17 protein-coding genes are annotated in these 17,379 nt (G+C 64.9%); 8 read left to right on the plus strand and 9 right to left on the minus strand.

Going from position 1 to position 17,379, the window contains the following annotated elements; all coding sequences use genetic code 11:
- Positions 1–47 precede the first annotated feature (47 nt).
- The 5 genes from ACQ4N9_RS01870 to ACQ4N9_RS01890 are packed head-to-tail and all read left to right on the plus strand — an operon-like array spanning position 48 to position 3,931.
- On the plus strand, positions 48–791 hold the full coding sequence (locus tag ACQ4N9_RS01870) for an SURF1 family protein (RefSeq protein WP_390970059.1): 744 nt from the start codon (positions 48–50) through the stop codon (positions 789–791).
- Positions 757–1,335, plus strand: coding sequence for a hypothetical protein (locus ACQ4N9_RS01875; RefSeq protein WP_390970057.1), 579 nt, complete (start codon positions 757–759; stop codon positions 1,333–1,335). Before ACQ4N9_RS01870 ends, ACQ4N9_RS01875 begins: the two co-directional genes overlap by 35 nt.
- A 9-nt stretch (positions 1,336–1,344) precedes the next feature.
- Positions 1,345–2,418: a COX15/CtaA family protein gene (locus ACQ4N9_RS01880; RefSeq protein WP_390970055.1), complete on the plus strand. Its 1,074-nt coding sequence runs from the start codon at positions 1,345–1,347 to the stop codon at positions 2,416–2,418.
- Positions 2,403–3,302 carry a heme o synthase gene (cyoE, locus tag ACQ4N9_RS01885; protein WP_125462070.1) on the plus strand — a complete coding sequence of 300 codons (900 nt, stop codon included), beginning with the start codon at positions 2,403–2,405 and terminating at the stop codon, positions 3,300–3,302. The genes ACQ4N9_RS01880 and cyoE overlap by 16 nt, the downstream gene beginning before the upstream one ends.
- Positions 3,299–3,931 carry an SCO family protein gene (locus ACQ4N9_RS01890; RefSeq protein ID WP_390970053.1) on the plus strand — a complete coding sequence of 211 codons (633 nt, stop codon included), beginning with the start codon at positions 3,299–3,301 and terminating at the stop codon, positions 3,929–3,931. The genes cyoE and ACQ4N9_RS01890 overlap by 4 nt, the downstream gene beginning before the upstream one ends.
- A 92-nt stretch (positions 3,932–4,023) precedes the next feature.
- On the opposite strand, the gene ACQ4N9_RS01895 is transcribed toward ACQ4N9_RS01890, so the two are convergent.
- The 3 genes from ACQ4N9_RS01895 to ACQ4N9_RS01905 form a co-directional block, all read right to left on the minus strand.
- On the minus strand, positions 4,024–4,794 hold the full coding sequence (locus ACQ4N9_RS01895; protein WP_390970051.1) for a MetQ/NlpA family ABC transporter substrate-binding protein: 771 nt from the start codon (positions 4,792–4,794) through the stop codon (positions 4,024–4,026).
- Between the two features lie 64 nt (positions 4,795–4,858).
- Complete coding sequence (locus ACQ4N9_RS01900) at positions 4,859–5,530, minus strand: methionine ABC transporter permease (protein WP_110995010.1); 672 nt, start codon at positions 5,528–5,530, stop codon at positions 4,859–4,861.
- Positions 5,530–6,537, minus strand: a complete 1,008-nt coding sequence (locus tag ACQ4N9_RS01905; RefSeq protein WP_110995011.1) for a methionine ABC transporter ATP-binding protein — start codon at positions 6,535–6,537, stop codon at positions 5,530–5,532. Before ACQ4N9_RS01905 ends, ACQ4N9_RS01900 begins: the two co-directional genes overlap by 1 nt.
- A 224-nt stretch (positions 6,538–6,761) precedes the next feature.
- On the opposite strand from ACQ4N9_RS01905, the gene katE reads away from it, so the two are divergent.
- Positions 6,762–8,906 (plus strand): catalase HPII, encoded by a 2,145-nt coding sequence (katE, locus tag ACQ4N9_RS01910; RefSeq protein ID WP_390970048.1) that lies wholly within the window; start codon positions 6,762–6,764, stop codon positions 8,904–8,906.
- A 101-nt stretch (positions 8,907–9,007) separates the two neighbouring features.
- Here the strand turns inward: katE and ACQ4N9_RS01915 are convergent, their stop codons facing one another.
- From ACQ4N9_RS01915 to zur, 4 genes are all read right to left on the minus strand, one after another.
- Positions 9,008–9,715 carry a PA5502 family lipoprotein gene (locus tag ACQ4N9_RS01915; protein ID WP_390970046.1) on the minus strand — a complete coding sequence of 236 codons (708 nt, stop codon included), beginning with the start codon at positions 9,713–9,715 and terminating at the stop codon, positions 9,008–9,010.
- A gap of 128 nt (positions 9,716–9,843) precedes the next feature.
- Entirely contained in the window at positions 9,844–10,626 is a 783-nt protein-coding gene (gene znuB / locus ACQ4N9_RS01920; RefSeq protein ID WP_390970044.1) for a zinc ABC transporter permease subunit ZnuB, read from the minus strand.
- Positions 10,619–11,392 (minus strand): zinc ABC transporter ATP-binding protein ZnuC, encoded by a 774-nt coding sequence (gene znuC, locus ACQ4N9_RS01925; RefSeq protein WP_110995056.1) that lies wholly within the window; start codon positions 11,390–11,392, stop codon positions 10,619–10,621. The genes znuB and znuC overlap by 8 nt, the downstream gene beginning before the upstream one ends.
- Positions 11,389–11,874 (minus strand): zinc uptake transcriptional repressor Zur, encoded by a 486-nt coding sequence (gene zur, locus ACQ4N9_RS01930; protein WP_110995015.1) that lies wholly within the window; start codon positions 11,872–11,874, stop codon positions 11,389–11,391. Before zur ends, znuC begins: the two co-directional genes overlap by 4 nt.
- Positions 11,875–11,892: 18 nt before the next feature.
- On the opposite strand from zur, the gene ACQ4N9_RS01935 reads away from it, so the two are divergent.
- Positions 11,893–12,849: a zinc ABC transporter substrate-binding protein gene (locus ACQ4N9_RS01935; protein WP_390970041.1), complete on the plus strand. Its 957-nt coding sequence runs from the start codon at positions 11,893–11,895 to the stop codon at positions 12,847–12,849.
- Between the two features lie 126 nt (positions 12,850–12,975).
- Here ACQ4N9_RS01935 and ACQ4N9_RS01940 read toward each other — a convergent pair whose 3' ends face one another.
- Both ACQ4N9_RS01940 and ACQ4N9_RS01945 read right to left on the minus strand, forming a co-directional pair.
- Positions 12,976–13,926, minus strand: coding sequence for a homoserine kinase (locus ACQ4N9_RS01940; RefSeq protein ID WP_347150424.1), 951 nt, complete (start codon positions 13,924–13,926; stop codon positions 12,976–12,978).
- A gap of 72 nt (positions 13,927–13,998) precedes the next feature.
- Positions 13,999–14,286 (minus strand): DUF2782 domain-containing protein, encoded by a 288-nt coding sequence (locus ACQ4N9_RS01945; protein WP_390970039.1) that lies wholly within the window; start codon positions 14,284–14,286, stop codon positions 13,999–14,001.
- A 75-nt stretch (positions 14,287–14,361) separates the two neighbouring features.
- Between ACQ4N9_RS01945 and polA the strand changes: the two genes are divergently transcribed.
- Entirely contained in the window at positions 14,362–17,127 is a 2,766-nt protein-coding gene (polA, locus tag ACQ4N9_RS01950; RefSeq protein WP_390970036.1) for a DNA polymerase I, read from the plus strand.
- The last annotated feature ends 252 nt before the right edge of the window (positions 17,128–17,379 follow it).

The following is a 17,379-nucleotide window of genomic DNA, read 5'->3' on the forward strand; positions in this document are numbered from 1 at the left end:
GATGCGGTGATGAGTGCAAGTATAGCGTTCGACCTTGCGGGGCCCCGGTGAAGCCGTTTCGCCCCGGCTGGATCCCGACCCTGGTGGTGCTCGCGCTGCTGCCGGGGCTGATCGCGCTTGGCTTCTGGCAACTGGGCCGGGCCGACGACAAGCGCGCCCTGATGGACAGCTACGCCGAACGCCAGGTGGAGGCGCCACTGGCCGCCGCCCAGCTGGCCCAGTTGCCCGACCCTGCCTTCTTCCGTGTGCACCTTTATGGCCGTTTCGACGCCCGCCACAGCCTGCTGCTGGACAACCAGATGCGCGACGGCCAGGCCGGCGTCGAACTGCTGCAGCCCTTCCACGACCAGGCCAGCGGCCAGTGGCTGCTGGTCAATCGCGGCTGGTTACCCTGGCCCGATCGGCGGGTGCCAGTGCAGTTCGTTACACCCGATCAACCCCTGGCGCTGGATGCCTCGGTCTATGTGGCACCCGGCAAGACCTTCCAGCTGCACCCCGACCCCGCCGGCGGCCAGTGGCCGCATTTGCTGACTGCCGTCGACCCGGCCGGCCTCTGGCAACTGCTCGGGCGTGAAGGTTTCGCCCACGAGCTGCGCCTGGAGCCTGGGCCGGCCAGCTACCGACTGGGCTGGCCGGTGGTCGCCATGGGCCCGGAAAAGCACCTGGGCTATGCCGTGCAGTGGTTTGCCCTGGCCACCACGCTGGTGCTGCTTTACCTGTATTTCGGCTGGCACAACCACAACAAGGAGAACCGCCATGGCCGCCGCCACGAGTCCACTGAACGTGCCTGAAGGACGCAAGGCCCGCGGGCGCTTGCAGCTGCTGTTGATCCTGTTCGTCGTGCTGGGGCCGATGATCCTCGCCACCAGCATGTACAAACTGCAGTTCTGGGTGCCGGACGGGCGCAACTTCCATGGGGTGATGATCGGCAATGGCCAGAGCCGCGCCGACATTGGTATCGATGCCCAGGACGAGCGCTGGCAGCTGTTGGTCAGTGCCCCGCAGGCCTGCGCCGAGGACTGCCGCCAGCTGGTGTACCTGGCCCGGCAGATCCAGGTGGGCCTGGGCCGTGACGCCAGCCGCGCCAGCCATGCCCTGGCCGCCGCGCAGGCGCTCGATGCGGACTACCAGGCTGTGCTCGGTCGTGAATACCCACAGCTGCAACGCTACCCGCTGGATAGCCAGCGCTACCAACAGCAGGTCGGCGAGCCCGGCCCGCAGCTGTGGATCGTCGACCCCCACGGCAACCTGGTGCTGCGCTACGACGCCAAGGTCAACGGCAAGAAGGTGCTGGACGACCTGCGCCACCTGCTCAAGCTGTCCAACATTGGCTAGGAGCCTGCCATGGCCAGACCTGGATTTCGCCTTGCCGTGTTCGCCACCCTGCTGGCGTTGTTGGTGGTGCTGCTCGGCGCCTACACCCGCCTGACCCACGCCGGCCTTGGTTGCCCCGACTGGCCGGGTTGTTACGGCTTCATCAGCGTGCCCAAGAGCGAGGCGCAGTTGGCCCACGCCGAACTGCACTTCCCCGAGCACCCGGTGGAAGAGGCCAAGGGCTGGGCCGAGATGACCCACCGTTACTTCGCCGGCAGCCTGGCGCTGGTGATCGCCCTGCTGGCCTTCCAGGCTGTGCGCCGGCATGCCCGCGATGGCCAGCCTTATCGGCTGCCGCTGCTGTTGCTGGCGGTGGTACTGGCCCAGGCGGCCTTCGGCATGTGGACGGTGACGCTCAAGCTGTGGCCGCAGGTGGTCACCGCGCACCTGCTCGGCGGGTTCACCACCCTGAGCCTGCTTTTCCTGCTATCCCTGCGTCTATCCCGGGCCTTTGCGCCACTCCCTAAATTGCCTTTGAGCCTGCGCCGGATAGCCGCCCTGGCCTTGCTGGTGGTGATCGGCCAGATCGCCCTGGGGGGTTGGGTGAGTGCCAACTATGCGGCGGTGGCCTGTATCGACCTGCCCACCTGCCACGGCCAGTGGTGGCCGGCGGCGGACTTCAGCAACGGCTTCCACCTTACCCAGCATGTCGGCCCCAACTACCTGGGCGGGCAGCTGGACAGCGATGCGCGCACGGCGATCCATATCAGCCATCGCCTGGGCGCGTTGCTGGTGACGGCGGTGCTGCTGCTGCTCGGCTGGAAGCTCCAGCGCCATGGCCTGAGCGGCCTGGCGCGCCTGGTGTTGCTGGCCCTGGGGCTGCAATTGAGCCTTGGCATCAGCAACGTGCTGCTGCACCTGCCGCTGGCCGTGGCGGTGGCGCATAACGCCGGCGGCGCCCTGCTGCTGTTGAGCATGGTGCTGGTGAACTACCGCATCCGCGTGGCCGACAAGGTGCGCGCAGGCCAAGGTTGGCGCCTGACCCCGGTCACTGGCGTGGGCCTCACCCATCACATGAGGAACGATTCGTGGCGACGCTTCTGAGCGCTGAGCGACAGCGCGCCGGTTGGCGCGACTACCTGGAACTGACCAAGCCTAAGGTGGTGGTGCTGATGCTGATCACCTCGCTGGTGGGCATGTTCCTCGCCACCCGTGCCGGCGTGGCCTGGAGCGTGCTGCTGTTCGGCAACCTGGGCATCGCCCTGTGCGCGGGCGGCGCGGCGGTGGTCAACCATGTGCTGGACCGGCGCATCGACGCACTGATGGCCCGCACCCACAAACGCCCGTTGGCCCAGGGCCGGGTGGCGCCGCTGCCAGCGCTGTGCTTCGCCGCGCTGCTGGCGATGTCGGGGATGGGCTTGCTGCTGGCCTTCACCAATGCACTGACCGCCTGGCTGACCCTGGCCTCGCTGCTGGGCTATGCGGTGCTCTACACCGGCTTTCTCAAGCGTGCCACGCCGCAGAACATCGTGATCGGTGGCCTGGCCGGCGCGGCCCCGCCGCTGCTGGGGTGGGTGGCGGTCAGCGGGCATGTGAGTGCCGAGCCGCTGTTGCTGGTGCTGATCATCTTCGCCTGGACCCCACCGCATTTCTGGGCCCTGGCCATTCACCGTAGGGGCGAGTACGAAAAAGCGGATATTCCGATGCTGCCGGTGACCCATGGCGAGCGTTACACGGCCTTGCATATCCTGCTGTACACCTTGATTTTACTGGCGGTGAGCCTGCTGCCCTATGCCATCCACATGAGCGGGCCGCTGTACCTGGCCTGTGCCCTGGGGCTGGGCCTGCGCTTCCTGCACTGGGCTTGGGTGTTGTACCGTGGCACCCGGCCGCACGCGGCGATCAATACGTTCAAGTACTCTATCGGCTACCTGTTCGCCCTGTTCATCGCCCTGCTCGTTGACCACTACTTGTTGCTGAACCTATGACCCGAACCCAGAAAACCGTATTCATCCTTGTTGCCCTGGTCGCGCTGATCATGGGCCTGACCGTCAACAAGGTGCTCAGTGACCGGGGGCAGTTGAACCCCACTGAATTGATCGACGCCGGCATCATCCTGCTGCCGCAAAGCCGCACCGTGCCGGATGTGTCGATGACCGACCAGAATGGCCAGCCCGTTGCGATGGACCAGCTCAAGGGCAAGTGGTCGCTGCTGTTCTTCGGCTACACCTACTGCCCGGACATCTGCCCGACCACCCTCGCCCAGTTGCGCCAGGTGAAGAGCGAGCTGCCGAAAGAGGCGTGGGAGCGCTTGCAGGTGGTGCTGGTGAGCGTCGACCCGAACCGCGACACGCCGAACCAGCTCAAGCAGTACCTGGGCTATTTCGACAAGGATTTCGTCGGGGTGGCGGGGACTATCGAGGATACCCAGAAGCTGGCCAACGGCCTGAGCATTCCGTTCATTCCGGCCGATACCAGCAAGCCGGGCTACACCGTGGATCACAGCGGCAACCTGGCGGTCGTGGGGCCGGATGGGCGCCAGCGCGGGTTCATTCGTGCGCCGTTCAACAACCAGAAGCTGGTGGCGCAGTTGCCGGGGCTGGTCAAGCGGGATTGAGGTAGACCTCAAAAGCTTCGCGGGTAAACCCGCTCCCACAGGTTATTGTGGGAGCGGGTTTACCCGCGAAGAATCCAGCGCGAAAGGTCGGCTTAGAACGCCGGAACCACAGCGCCTTTGTACTTCTCGGTGATGAACTGCTTCACCTCAGGCGAGTGCAGCGCCGCAGCCAGTTTCTTCATGGCGTCGGAGTCTTTGTTGTCCGGGCGGGCAACCAGGATGTTCACGTACGGCGAGTCGCTGCCTTCGATGGCCAGCGCGTCCTTCTCAGGGTTGAGCTTGGCTTCCAGCGCGTAGTTGGTGTTGATCAGGGCCGCATCGACCTGGGTCAGCACGCGCGGAATGGTGGCCGCTTCCAGCTCACGGAATTTCAGGCCCTTGTCGTTGCCGGTGATGTCTTTCACGGTCGACAGGATGTTCTTGTTGTCCTTGAGCTTGATCACACCGGCCTTGTCCAGCAGCAGCAGGGCGCGGCCGCCGTTGGTGGCGTCGTTGGGGATGACCACGGTGGCGCCGGAGGCCAGCTCGTCGAGCTTCTTGACCTTGGCCGAGTACACGCCCAGCGGCTCGATGTGCACACCGGTGACGCTGACCAGGTTGGTCTTCTTGGCCTTGTTGAACTCATCCAGGTACGGCTGGTGCTGGAAGAAGTTGGCGTCCAGGCGCTTTTCGGCCACCTGCACGTTCGGCTGGATGTAGTCGGTGAATTCCTTGACCTTCAGCTCCACGCCCTCTTTCGCCAGTTGTGGTTTGACGAAGTTGAGGATCTCGGCGTGCGGCACCGGGGTGGCGGCGACGGTCAGGGTTTCGGCGTGGGCCGAGAAGGCCGCGACGGCGGCGACAACAGCAAGCAGCTTCTTCATTGATCACTCCTTGTGAGGGCCGCGACGGCCCCCGAACGGGTCGGCCGGGCCGACCCCATTGGGGTTACTTACGGGAAAAATGCACAACCAGTTTGTCGCCGATCATCTGCAGGACTTGAACCAGGATGACCAGCAGCACCACGGTGACGATCATCACGTCGGTCTGGAAGCGCTGGTAGCCGAAGCGGATCGACAGGTCGCCCAGGCCGCCGGCGCCAACCACACCAGCCATGGCCGTGTAGGACACCAGGGTGATGGCGGTGACGGTGGTGGCGGCGATGATGCCCGGCATGGCTTCAGGCAGCACCGCCTTGAAGATGATCTGGCGGGTGGTGGCGCCCATCGACTGGGTTGCCTCGATGATGCCGCGGTCCACTTCGCGCAGCGCGGTTTCCACCAGGCGGGCGAAGAATGGCGTGGTCCCCACCACCAGCGGCGGGATGGCCCCGGCGACGCCCAGCGAGGTGCCGGTGATCAGCACCGTGGCGGGGATCATCACGATCAGCAGGATGATGAACGGCAGCGAGCGCACGATGTTGACGATGGTCGCCATCACCGCATAGATCTGCTTGTGCTCGAACATCTGCCGTGGCCCGAACAGGAACAGCAGCACGCCCAGGGGCAGGCCCAGCAGCACGGTGAACACCAGCGAGGTGAACAGCATGATCAGGGTGTCGCCGGTGGCCAGCCAGATTTCGGCCCAGTCGACGTTGGCAAAGAAATTCAGGGCGTCCATCAACGCAGTACCTCCATATGTACGTCAGCTGCAGTGAAGCGGGCGAATGCCGCGTCCATGTCTCCGCCGATCAGGGCGAGGGTCAGCTGGCCATAGGGGATGTCCTTGATGCGGTCGATGCGCCCGGCAAGGATGCTGTAGTCGACCCCGGTTTCGCGGGCCACGGTGCCCAGCAGCGGTGCATAGGTGGCATCGCCCTGGAAGGTCAGGCGCACGATGCGCCCCGGCACATGGGCGAAGTCGTCGCGCTGGTCGTTCTCGTCGACCTGCTCGTCCTCCTGGACGAAACGCTTGGTGGTGGCGTGCTGCGGGTGCAGGAACACCTCGGCCACCGGGCCGTGCTCGACGATCTGCCCGGCATCCATCACCGCCACGCGGTCGCAGACCCGGCGGATCACGTCCATCTCGTGGGTGATCAGCACGATGGTCAGCTTGAGTTCGCGGTTGATCTCGGCCAGCAGTTGCAGCACCGAGGCGGTGGTTTGTGGGTCGAGGGCACTGGTGGCCTCGTCGCACAGCAGGATCTTGGGGTTGGTGGACAGGGCGCGGGCAATGCCGACGCGCTGCTTTTGCCCGCCCGACAGCTGTGCCGGGTACTTCTTGGCGTGCTCCGAAAGGCCGACGCGGGCCAGCAGCTCGCTCACGCGCTTGTCGATCGCGGCGCGGGGCAGCTCGCCCGCCAGTACCAGCGGCAGGGCGACGTTGTCGGCGACGGTCTTGGAGGCCAGCAGGTTGAAGTGCTGGAAGATCATCCCGACCTGCTGGCGGAAGCGGCGCAGCTGGTTGGCATCGAAGGCGGTGACGTCTTCACCGTCGACGATGATCTTGCCGCCGCTCGGGGCCTCGAGGCGGTTGATCAGGCGCAGCATGGTGCTCTTGCCGGCGCCGGAGTGGCCGATCAGGCCGAACACCTGGCCATCTTCGATGGTCAGGCTGGTCGGGTTCAGGGCCGGGATATCCCTACCGGCGACGCGGTAGGTCTTATGGACGTTTTGAAACTCGATCACTGAGCGAACCTTGTGGGGCGCATGGAATTTGGGTCAGCGGTTAGCTGGGGTCGCGCATTTTAGCCTTTTCCCATAGGCGTTCTTAGCATTTATTTGTGATCTGTCCAATCCGTTGGGCATAACGCGACAACCGGCAATCCTGATTGAACGCTCGCCAAGCCCTCCCAGTCACTAGTTGAACAAGCCCTTACGGGCAGCCTGAAGACTGATGAGGAGAGCCGAACATGGCCAGCAAGAAAGCGCCGCAGCCGCGTGAAAGCCAGGTAGCGGGCACCGATACTCCCGACCGGGCCAATACCAATGCCAAGTTGCAGAGCCTGGAAGCGTTTCGCAGCGATGCCACGGGGCAGGCGCTGCGCACCAACCAGGGCGTCAAGGTCGCCGACAACCAGAACAGCCTCAAGGCTGGCGCGCGTGGGCCGTCGCTGCTCGAAGACTTCATCATGCGCGAGAAGATCACCCACTTCGACCATGAGCGTATCCCCGAACGTATCGTCCACGCTCGGGGTGCCGGCGCCCATGGCTACTTTCAAAGCTATGGCTGCCATGCCGAGCTGACCAAGGCCGGCTTCCTGCAGGACCCGGAGAAGATCACCCCGGTGTTCGTGCGTTTTTCCACCGTGCAGGGGCCGCGCGGTTCGGGCGATACCGTGCGTGATGTGCGCGGCTTTGCGGTGAAGTTCTACACCGACGAAGGCAACTTCGACCTGGTTGGCAACAACATGCCGGTGTTCTTCATCCAGGACGCGATCAAGTTCCCCGACTTCGTGCATGCAGTGAAGCCCGAGCCGCACAACGAGATGCCCACCGGCGGCTCGGCCCATGACACGTTCTGGGACTTCGTCTCGCTGGTGCCAGAGACGGCGCACATGGTCATCTGGGCCATGTCCGACCGCGCCATCCCGCGCAGCCTGCGGATGATGGAGGGCTTTGGCGTGCACACCTTCCGCCTGGTCAATGCCGACGGCGTGGCCAGCTTCGTCAAGTTCCACTGGAAGCCTCGCCAGGGCGTGCATTCGTTGCTGTGGGACGAGGCACAGAAGCTGGCCGGCAAGGACGCCGATTACCACCGCCGCGACCTGTGGGAGGCCATCGAGACCGGTAATTGCCCCGAATGGGAGCTGGGCGTGCAGGTCGTTGCCGAGGCCGATGAGCACAAGTTCGAGTTCGACCTGCTCGACCCGACCAAGCTGATCCCCGAGGAGCTGGTGCCGGTGACCCCGCTGGGCAAGATGGTGCTCGATCGCAACCCGGACAATTTCTTTGCCGAGGTGGAGCAGGTTGCCTTTTGCCCCGGGCATATCGTGCCGGGCATCGATTTCAGCAATGACCCCTTGCTGCAGGGCCGGCTGTTCTCCTACACCGACACGCAGATCAGCCGCCTCGGTGGACCGAACTTCCACGAAATCCCGATCAACCGGCCAATCGCGCCCAACCACAGCAGCCAGCGCGATGCCATGCACCGCATGACCCTCGACAAGGGCCGCGCCGCCTACGAGCCGAACAGCATCGATGGTGGCTGGCCGAAAGAGACGCCGCCCGCTGCCCAGCAAGGTGGCTTCGAGAGTTATCAGGAACGCATCGACGCGAACAAGATCCGCCAGCGCAGCACGTCGTTCGCTGACCACTTCTCCCAGGCACGGCTGTTCTTCCAGAGCATGAGCGCGAGCGAGCAGCAGCACATCATCAAGGCCTACAGCTTCGAGCTGGGCAAGGTGGAGCGTGAAGCGATCCGGGTGCGGGAGGTGAACGAAATACTCGCCAACATTGATCTGCAGCTGGCGGCGGCGGTGGCAAGCAACCTCGGGCTGCCGGCGCCCAAGGCAGGGACGGTCAAGGTAAAAGCCGGCAAGCCGGTGCAGTCAAAGGCTTTGAGCCAGATGAATCACCCGGGGAGCATTGGTATCAAGGGGCGCAAGGTCGCCGTGCTGGTGGCCAATGGCGTGGACGGCGCCAGCGTCGACAAGGTGGTCAAGGCCCTGGAGGCGCAGAGTGCCCGGCCCATGTTGCTGGGGCCGACTGCGGCGCCGGTGAAGACCACTGATGGCCAGCTGTTGCCGGTGGATGCCGCCATGGAGGGCATGCCGTCGGTCATGTTCGACGGGGTGTGGGTGCCGGCTGGCAAGGCTTCGCTGGAAGCGCTGCAGGGCAGTGGTGTGGCCAGGCATTTCCTGCTGGAGGCTTACAAGCACCTCAAGCCCATGGGGTTGGCCGCGGACGGCAAGCTGCTGTTGAACACATTGGGGTTGAAGGAGGATGCGGGATTGTTGCTGGGGGATCAGCAGAAGGTGTTCGAGCAGTTCTTCAAGGCTGTTGAAGGGCACCGGGTGTGGGGGCGGGAGGCGGCTGCCGAATCTGTGCCGGCCTAGGGGGCGGGCTGCTTTGCAGCCCATCGCCGGCAAGCCGGCTCCCACAGGTTGCAGGTGATCCCTGTGGGAGCCGGCTTGCCGGCGATGAGGCCCTGACAGGCTTACTGCTGATGGGGGATCAATACCACCTGCGCCGGCAGCGAACGCTGGATCTCGTGCTTCTGGTTCAGCACGAAGCCACTGTCGAGCTTGTGCACGCGCTTGTGCAGCAGCGTCTTGAGCCAGGGCGCATCCTGGGTGCGGGGCACCTGGAACACCACGTCGCACTGGTAGTTCACCACGTCGGCGGCGATGTCATCGAGCTGGCGGCGCAGGGCGCGGCTGTCGGTGGTCTTCAGGGCGACCACGGTGCTCGGAGCGGTCGGGTCGAGCAGCCGGGCCTTGGGTTGTGCCGCAGCGGCCTTGAGGGCAGCTTCGGCCTTTTCCAGCTCGGCCTTGCGTGCATGGGCCATGGTGTCGCCACCGGTCACGGCCGGTGCTTGCGGCATAAGTGCACGGGCGCGGGCCAGCGCGGTGGCGGCGGCATTCACATCGCCTTTCTGCAGGACGATCTGGCTTCGGCGCAAATACGCTTCGGCCAGCTGGCGCTGGTGGGACTCCAGGCGCGCATCGTCGGGTGCCTGGGCTTGCAGGGCGGCGAGTTGATCTTCGGCAGTGGCCAGCTCATTGCTGGCGATGTTCTGCTCCAGCTGCTGCCAGGCATCCGGTTGGGCAGGCGCGGCCGGCTGCTCGGCGGGCGTGCTGGCGCAGGCCGTCAGGAACAGGGAAAACGCGGCAACAAGCAGATAACGTGAGGCGAACGGCTTCATTCCTGCGACTCTCTATTTGCGCAAAAAGCGAGCAAGTCTACACCCAGGTGCGCACGCTCGAAAATAGGTCTGATTGACCTTGAACCTGCGTAAAGGTTGCAGGCTGCGTTGGTTCACAGCCTGATTTTTCAGCGCTTTGGCAACGCCAGGCTCAGCAAGAATAGCACCGCCGCGCAGACCACGATCGACGGCCCGGCGGGGGTGTCCTTGAACCACGACATGGCCAACCCCCCGCACACGGCCGTGACCCCCAGCAGGCTGGCGCCCAGGGCCATCTGTTCCGGTGAGCGGGCGTGACGCTGTGCCGCGGCCGCGGGGATGATCAGCAGCGAGGTGATCAGCAGCACGCCGACAATCTTCATCGCTACCGCGATCACTACGGCGATCAGCAGCATCAACGCCAGGCGCAGGCCCGCCACGGGCAGCCCTTCGACCATCGCCAGCTCCTCGTGCACGGTGACTGCCAGCAAGGGGCGCCAGAACATCGCCAGCAGCACCAGCACCAGCGCGCTGCCGCCGAGGATCCAGGCCAGGTCGGTGGTGCTGATCGCCAGCAGGTCACCGAACAGGTAGGCCATCAGGTCGATCCGCACGTCGTGCATGAAGCTCAGCGCCACCAGCCCCAGCGACAGGGTGCTGGGGGCGAGGATGCCGAGAAGGGTGTCGGACGCCAGCGGCTGGCGCTGTTGCAGCGTCACCAGCAGGAGCGCCAGCAACAGGCAGCCGACCGTCACCGCCAACGCCGGGCTGACATCCAGGGCCAGACCCAGCGCCACGCCGAGCAGCGCGGCATGGGACAGGGTGTCGCCGAAATAGGCCATGCGCCGCCACACCACGAACGAGCCGAGGGGGCCGGCCACCAGCGCCAGCGCCAGGCCGGCAAGCAAGGCATACAGAAGAAAATCAGCCATGCTTGCAGTGCTCTCCGTGAACATGGGCGCCAGGGGCGATCACTGCGCCGTGCAGGTCGTGGCTGTGATCGTGATGGTGGTGGTAGACGGCCAAGCTCTTGGCGTTCTGGCCGAACAGCTCGACGAACGCCGGGTCGCCGCTGACCTGCTCTGGGTGGCCCGAGCAGCAGACGTGGCGGTTGAGGCAGACCACCTGGTCGGTGGTGCTCATCACCAGGTGCAGATCGTGGCTGACCATCAGCACGCCGCAGCCATGGCGATCGCGCAAGCGGGTGATGAGGTTGTACAGCTCGGTCTGGCCGACCACGTCGACACCCTGCACCGGCTCGTCCAGCACCAGCAGCTCGGGCTCGCGCAGCAGCGCGCGGGCCAGCAGCACACGCTGCATCTCGCCGCCGGAGATGGTCTGGATCGGGCTGTCGATCACCTGCTCGGCACCGACTTCCTGCAACGCCGACAAGGCTGCCGCGCGGTCTACCCCGGGCACCAGGCGCAGGAAGCGCAGCACCGACAGCGGCAGCGTCGGGTCTACCTGGATTTTCTGCGGCATGTAGCCGATGCGCAGTTTGGGCTTGCGCCAGACTTTGCCGCGGTGCGGCTTGAGCAGCCCCAGCACGGCGCGCACCAGGGTGGTCTTGCCGGCACCGTTGGGGCCGATCAGGGTGACGATCTGTTTCGGTGCCACCGCCAGGTCGATGCTGTCGAGCACCGCTTCACCACCGAAGCTGACGCCGACCTGCTCAAGTCGGATCAGGGCGTCGCTCATGCCGCGCCCCGGCAGTTGGCGCACAGGCCGACGATTTCCACAGTCTGGGTTTCTACGCTGAAGCCCACGCCCTTGGCGCTGGCGATGATCGCGTCGCTGATGCTGTCCTGCTCCAGCTCGATGGCCACGTGGCACTCGCGGCAGATCAGGAACTGGCCTTGGTGCGCGTGCTCGGGGTGGCTGCAGCCGATGAAGGCGTTGAGCGAGGCGATGCGGTGCACCAGGCCGTTGTCGAGCAGGAAGTCGAGGGCGCGGTACACGGTCGGCGGCGCCGCACGGCGGCCATCCTGCTCGCTGAGCACGGCGAGGATGTCGTAGGCACCCAGCGGCTTGTGGCTCTGCCACACCAGCTCCAGCACGCGCCGGCGCAAGGCGGTCAGGCGCAGGCCCTGACGGGTGCACAACGTGTCGGCCTCGGCCAGTGCGCTGTGCACGCAGTGGGAGTGATCGTGGGGGCGGTGGGCCAGCGGCGTGATGGACATGGGCAGCGACGGTTCAGGATGGAGACGTTATTATGTTACCTGTTTCTGACGAGCCGAGTAGCCACCGTGTCCCGATTCCTTGCCCTGTTTGTCGCTTTCATCGCCTGTTCGGCCCAGGCCGACGTGCGCGTGCTGACCAGCATCAAGCCCCTGCAACAGATTGCCGCTGCGGTGCAGGACGGTGTCGGCAGCCCGGATGTGCTGCTGCCGCCGGGCGCCTCCCCGCATCACTACGCGCTGCGCCCGTCTGACGTGCGCAAGGTTGGCGATGCCGACCTTTTGTACTGGATCGGCCCGGACATGGAGAGCTTCCTGCCCCGCGTGCTGGGTAGCCGCGGCAAGCCCACCGTGGCCGTGCAGTCGCTGGCTGGCATGCAGCTGCGTCATTTCGGTGAGGACAGCCATTCTCACGACGAAGACGACCACGACGATCACGACCATGACCACCGCCCGGGCAGCCTCGATGCACACCTGTGGCTGTCGTCGGTCAACGCGCGGGTGATCGCGACGAAGATGGCCAGTGACCTGGCGGCGGCCGACCCGGCCAATGCGGCCCGTTACCAGGGCAACCTGAAAGCCTTCGTCGAGCGCCTGGATGCCCTGGACCTGCGCATCAAGCAGCGCGTGGCGGGGATCGCCGGCAAGCCGTATTTCGTATTCCATGAAGCGTTCGACTACTTCGAGGCCAACTATGGCCTCAAGCACACCGGCGTGTTCAGTGTCGCTGCCGAAGTGCAGCCGGGCGCGCAGCACGTCGCCGCGATGCGCAAGCGCCTGCAGGAAGTGGGCAAGACGTGTGTGTTCAGCGAGCCGCCGCTGCGCCCGCGCCTGGCCGAGACGCTGACGGCGGGGCTGCCGGTACGCCTGGCTGAGCTGGATGCCCTGGGCGGCACCGATCCGGTGGACGCCAAGGGCTATGAGCGCTTGCTGGAGAAGCTGGGTGGCGATCTGGCGGGCTGTTTGGAGCAGCTCTAGCGCCTGGATCGGCCCTTTCGCGGGTAAACCCGCTCCCACAGGGATGGCATGCTCCTGTGCAAGCAAGTGCCCGCTGAGTGCTCGGTCCCTGTGGGAGCGGGTTTACCCGCGAAGATGCCGACGCGGTTACAAGGCGAACGGCAGCTTCAACGCCACCTGCTGGCGCTGCGCCAAGCGTACTTCGAACTCGCTTGGGTCATGGATCATCACGTCCATCCCGGCAAACGCCTGCGCGGCAATCAGGCGCGATAGCCAGAAGCGCACGCACGCCAGGCGCAACATCTGTGGCCACAGTTCGGCTTCGGCCGCGGTGAATGGCCGCAGCGCCGCATAGGCGCCCAGCAGCGCCTGGGCGCGGGGCAGGTCGAGGCCGCTGTGCTCGTCCAGGCACCAGTCGTTCACGGTGATGGCGATGTCATACAGCATTGGCCCGGAGCAGGCGTTGTAGAAGTCGATCACACCGGTCAGGTGAGTGCCTTCGAACATCACGTTGTCGCGGAACAGGTCGGCGTGCAGGTTGGCCTTGGGCAAGGCGAGGATCTGCGCCTTGTGCGCGGTGATTTCATCCAGCGCCGGTTGCAGCAGTTGCGCCTGCTCGGGGTTCAAGCCCGGCAGCAGCTCGGCACCGGACGCCAGCATCCAGTCCAGGCCACGGTCGGTACGGCGCTCGATGATGTGCTCGCGGGTTGCCAGGTGGATATGCGCGAGCAATTCACCCACTTGGGCGCAGTGCTGGTTGTTCGGTGCTTTCACGTGCTTGCCCGACAGCCGCGGCTGCAGCAGTGCCGGCTTGCCGCACAGCTCGCGCAGGCCATTGCCGTCGCGATCACGCAGGGCATAGGGCACGGGCATGTCGGCTGTGTGCAGCACATCGAGCAGCTCGATGAAAAACGGCATGTCTTCCACCGGCCCACGCTCGACCAGTGTCAGCACGTATTCCCCTTGTTCCAGGCTGACGAAGAAATTGCTGTTCTCGGTGCCGGCGGCAATGCCCTGGAAGTCGAGCAGACGGCCCAGCTCGTAGGGCGCCAGAAAGGTTTCCAGCTCAGGCCGGGACACAGGGGTGAAGACTGACATGTTGAAAAATTGCCCATGCGGGCACTTCCGCCGGGAAGCGCCTGGTTGATAAGAACGATACGCGTTACTGGCTTACCACTCGAAGACCTTCCAGGCCGGGATCAGCATGTCCGGCTGGTCGGAACGAATGAAGTTGGCATCGCTGCCATCCGCGCGTACCAGGAAATAAGGCTTGCCGTTTTTCGGCGTGATCTTGATCGCATACAGGAAGCCGTTTTGCCGGTATTCCTGGATGGTTTTGTCGCCTTCCGTGCGAATGGTCACATCGGGATCTGCCGATGGGGCGTCGTCCGCCGCCAGGGTGACGACTGGCATGGTTGCCAACAGGCCGAGCACTAACAGGCGATTCAATGTACGCATGATAACCTAGTCCCTTTGTCGTCAATGATTCTGGCTATTCTAGCGCCGGACCCGTCGAAAAGGTTGATTCTCCTCATGAGCCAAGCGCCCCTCGTCCTGGTGGACGGTTCCTCCTACCTCTACCGTGCCTTCCACGCGCTGCCGCCGTTGACCACTTCCAAAGGCCTGCCCACCGGCGCGGTCAAGGGCGTGCTGAACATGCTCAAGAGCCTGCGCAAGCAATACCCCGACAGCCTGTTCGCGGTGGTGTTCGATGCCAAGGGCGGGACCTTCCGCGACGCCATGTTCGCCGAGTACAAGGCCAACCGCCCAAGCATGCCCGACGACCTGCGGGTGCAGGTCGAGCCGCTGCATGCCAGCGTGCGTGCCCTGGGCTACCCGCTGCTGTGTGTCGAGGGTGTGGAGGCCGATGACGTGATCGGTACCCTGGCCCGCAGCAGCGCGGCCGCCGGCCGGCCGGTGATCATCTCGACCGGCGACAAGGACATGGCCCAGCTGGTGGACGGCCACGTTACGCTGGTCAACACCATGACCGGTAGCGTGCTGGACGTGGCTGGCGTGCACGAGAAGTTTGGCGTCGGTCCCGAACACATCATCGACTTCCTCGCCCTGATGGGCGATAAGGTCGACAACATCCCCGGCGTACCGGGTGTTGGCGAGAAGACCGCGGTGGGCCTGCTGACCGGTATCGGTGGCGGGCTGAGCGATGTGTACCAGAACCTGGACAAGGTCGCGGGCCTGGCCATTCGCGGGGCCAAGACCCTGGCCGCCAAGCTTGAGGAGCATCGCGACGCGGCCTTCCTTTCCTACGAGCTGGCCACCATCAAGTGCGATGTGGAGCTGGATGTCGAGGTTGACGCCCTGGTTTGCGGCGAGCCGGACCGTGAAGCCTTGCTGGCGTTGTACACCGAGATGGAGTTCAAGAGCTGGGTCGCCGAGGTGCAGCGTGATGCTGCCCAGGCAGCTCCCAAGGGCGCCGTCACTGGCACTGCCAGTGTGGTCGAGGCACCCGCGGCCAAGGTCGAGCCGCAGTACGAAACCATCCTTGACCAGGCGCGTTTCGACGCCTGGCTGGAGAAGCTGCGCCAGGCACCGCTGTTCGCCTTCGACACCGAAACCACCGGCCTCGATGCGCAGAAGGCGCAACTGGTCGGCCTGTCGTTCGCCATCGAACCCAATGTGGCCGCCTACGTGCCCCTGGCCCACGACTATGAAGGCGCGCCTGCCCAGCTGGACCGCGAGGCGGTGCTGCAGGCGCTCAAGCCGCTGCTGGAGGACCCGGGCAAAGGCAAGATCGGCCAGAACGCCAAGTACGACATCAACATCCTGGCCAACGGCAGCCCGGCCATCCAAATGCGCGGCGTGGCCTACGACACCATGCTCGAGTCCTACGTGCTCAATTCCACCGCCAGCCGTCACGACATGGACAGCCTGGCGCAGAAGTACCTGGACCACACCACCATCAGCTTCGAAGACATCGCCGGCAAGGGCGCCAAGCAGCTGACCTTCAACCAGATCCCGCTGGAGAAGGCCGGCCCCTACGCCGCCGAGGACGCCGACATCACCCTGCGCCTGCACCATGCGTTGCAGGCGCGGTTGGCCGAAACCCCGAGCGTGCTGCCGGTGCTGATGGATATCGAGATGCCGCTGGTGCCGGTGCTGGCGAAGATCGAGCGCCAGGGCGCGTTGGTCGATGCCGCGTTGCTGGGGGTGCAGAGCGGTGAGCTGGGGGCGAAGATGGTCGAGCTGGAGCGCGAGGCGTTCGCGCTGGCCGGCGAGGAATTCAACCTGGGCTCACCCAAGCAACTGGGGGTGATCCTTTACGACAAGCTGGGCATGCCGGTGCTGAGCAAGACCGCCAAGGGCCAGCCCTCCACCGCCGAAGCCGTGCTGGACGACCTGGCCGAGCAAGGCTACCCGCTGCCCAAGGTGCTGATGCAGTACCGCAGCCTGAGCAAGCTCAAGAGCACCTACACCGACAAGCTGCCGGGGCAGATCAACCCGCGTACCGGGCGTGTGCATACCTCTTACCAGCAGGCGGTCGCCGCCACCGGGCGTCTGTCGTCCAGCGACCCGAACCTGCAGAACATTCCCGTGCGCACCGCCGAAGGCCGACGCATCCGCCAGGCCTTTGTCGCAAGCCCCGGCTACAAGCTGCTGGCGGCGGACTATTCGCAGATCGAGCTGCGCATCATGGCCCACCTGGCCAAGGATGAGGGGCTGTTGCACGCGTTCCGTAATGACCTGGACGTGCACCGCGCCACCGCCGCCGAAGTCTTCGGCGTGGCGCTGGATCAAGTCACCACCGACCAGCGCCGCAGCGCCAAGGCGATCAACTTCGGCCTGATCTACGGCATGAGCGCATTCGGCCTGGCCAAGCAGATCGGCGTCGACCGCAAACAGTCCCAGGACTACATCGACCGCTACTTCGCCCGTTACCCGGGCGTGCTGGCCTATATGGAACGCACCCGCGCCCAGGCGGCCGAGCAAGGCTTCGTCGAAACCTTGTTCGGGCGCCGCCTGTACTTGCCGGACATCAACGCCAAGAACCCGGCCCTGCGCAAAGGCGCCGAACGCACTGCGATCAACGCGCCGATGCAAGGCACTGCGGCGGACATCATCAAGCGCGCCATGGTGGCGGTGGACAACTGGTTGACCGACAGCGGGCTGGATGCGCGGGTGATCCTGCAGGTGCACGACGAACTGGTGCTGGAAGTGCGCGAGGGCCTGGTGGAGCAGGTCAAAGATGAAATTCGCGGCTACATGAGTGGCGCCGCCGAGCTGGACGTGCCGCTGCTGGTGGAAGTGGGCGTCGGTTCGAATTGGGACGAAGCTCACTAAACGCGGGCTGAAAGCTGTGTAGGATCTGCGGCGTGGTGTCGCGGGTCCTGGCCTTAGATCGGCTGGTTCATGAAACTATTTCAAATAGTTTTGAGGGCCTCGGAACTAATCCGGTGAACCGCCACTCAGAGTAACTGAATGGCTGGTGAAGCCTTTCGATGCTCCTATGTTGTGTTAAGTGTTGGCAGATATCTGGACCCCGCCCTAGCGGTCCGGACTTAGACCCCGAACTTCCCCCTCCCCATACGAAGT

Source organism: Pseudomonas sp. ES1, assembly GCF_050586605.1.
Lineage (GTDB): Bacteria > Pseudomonadota > Gammaproteobacteria > Pseudomonadales > Pseudomonadaceae > Aquipseudomonas > Aquipseudomonas sichuanensis.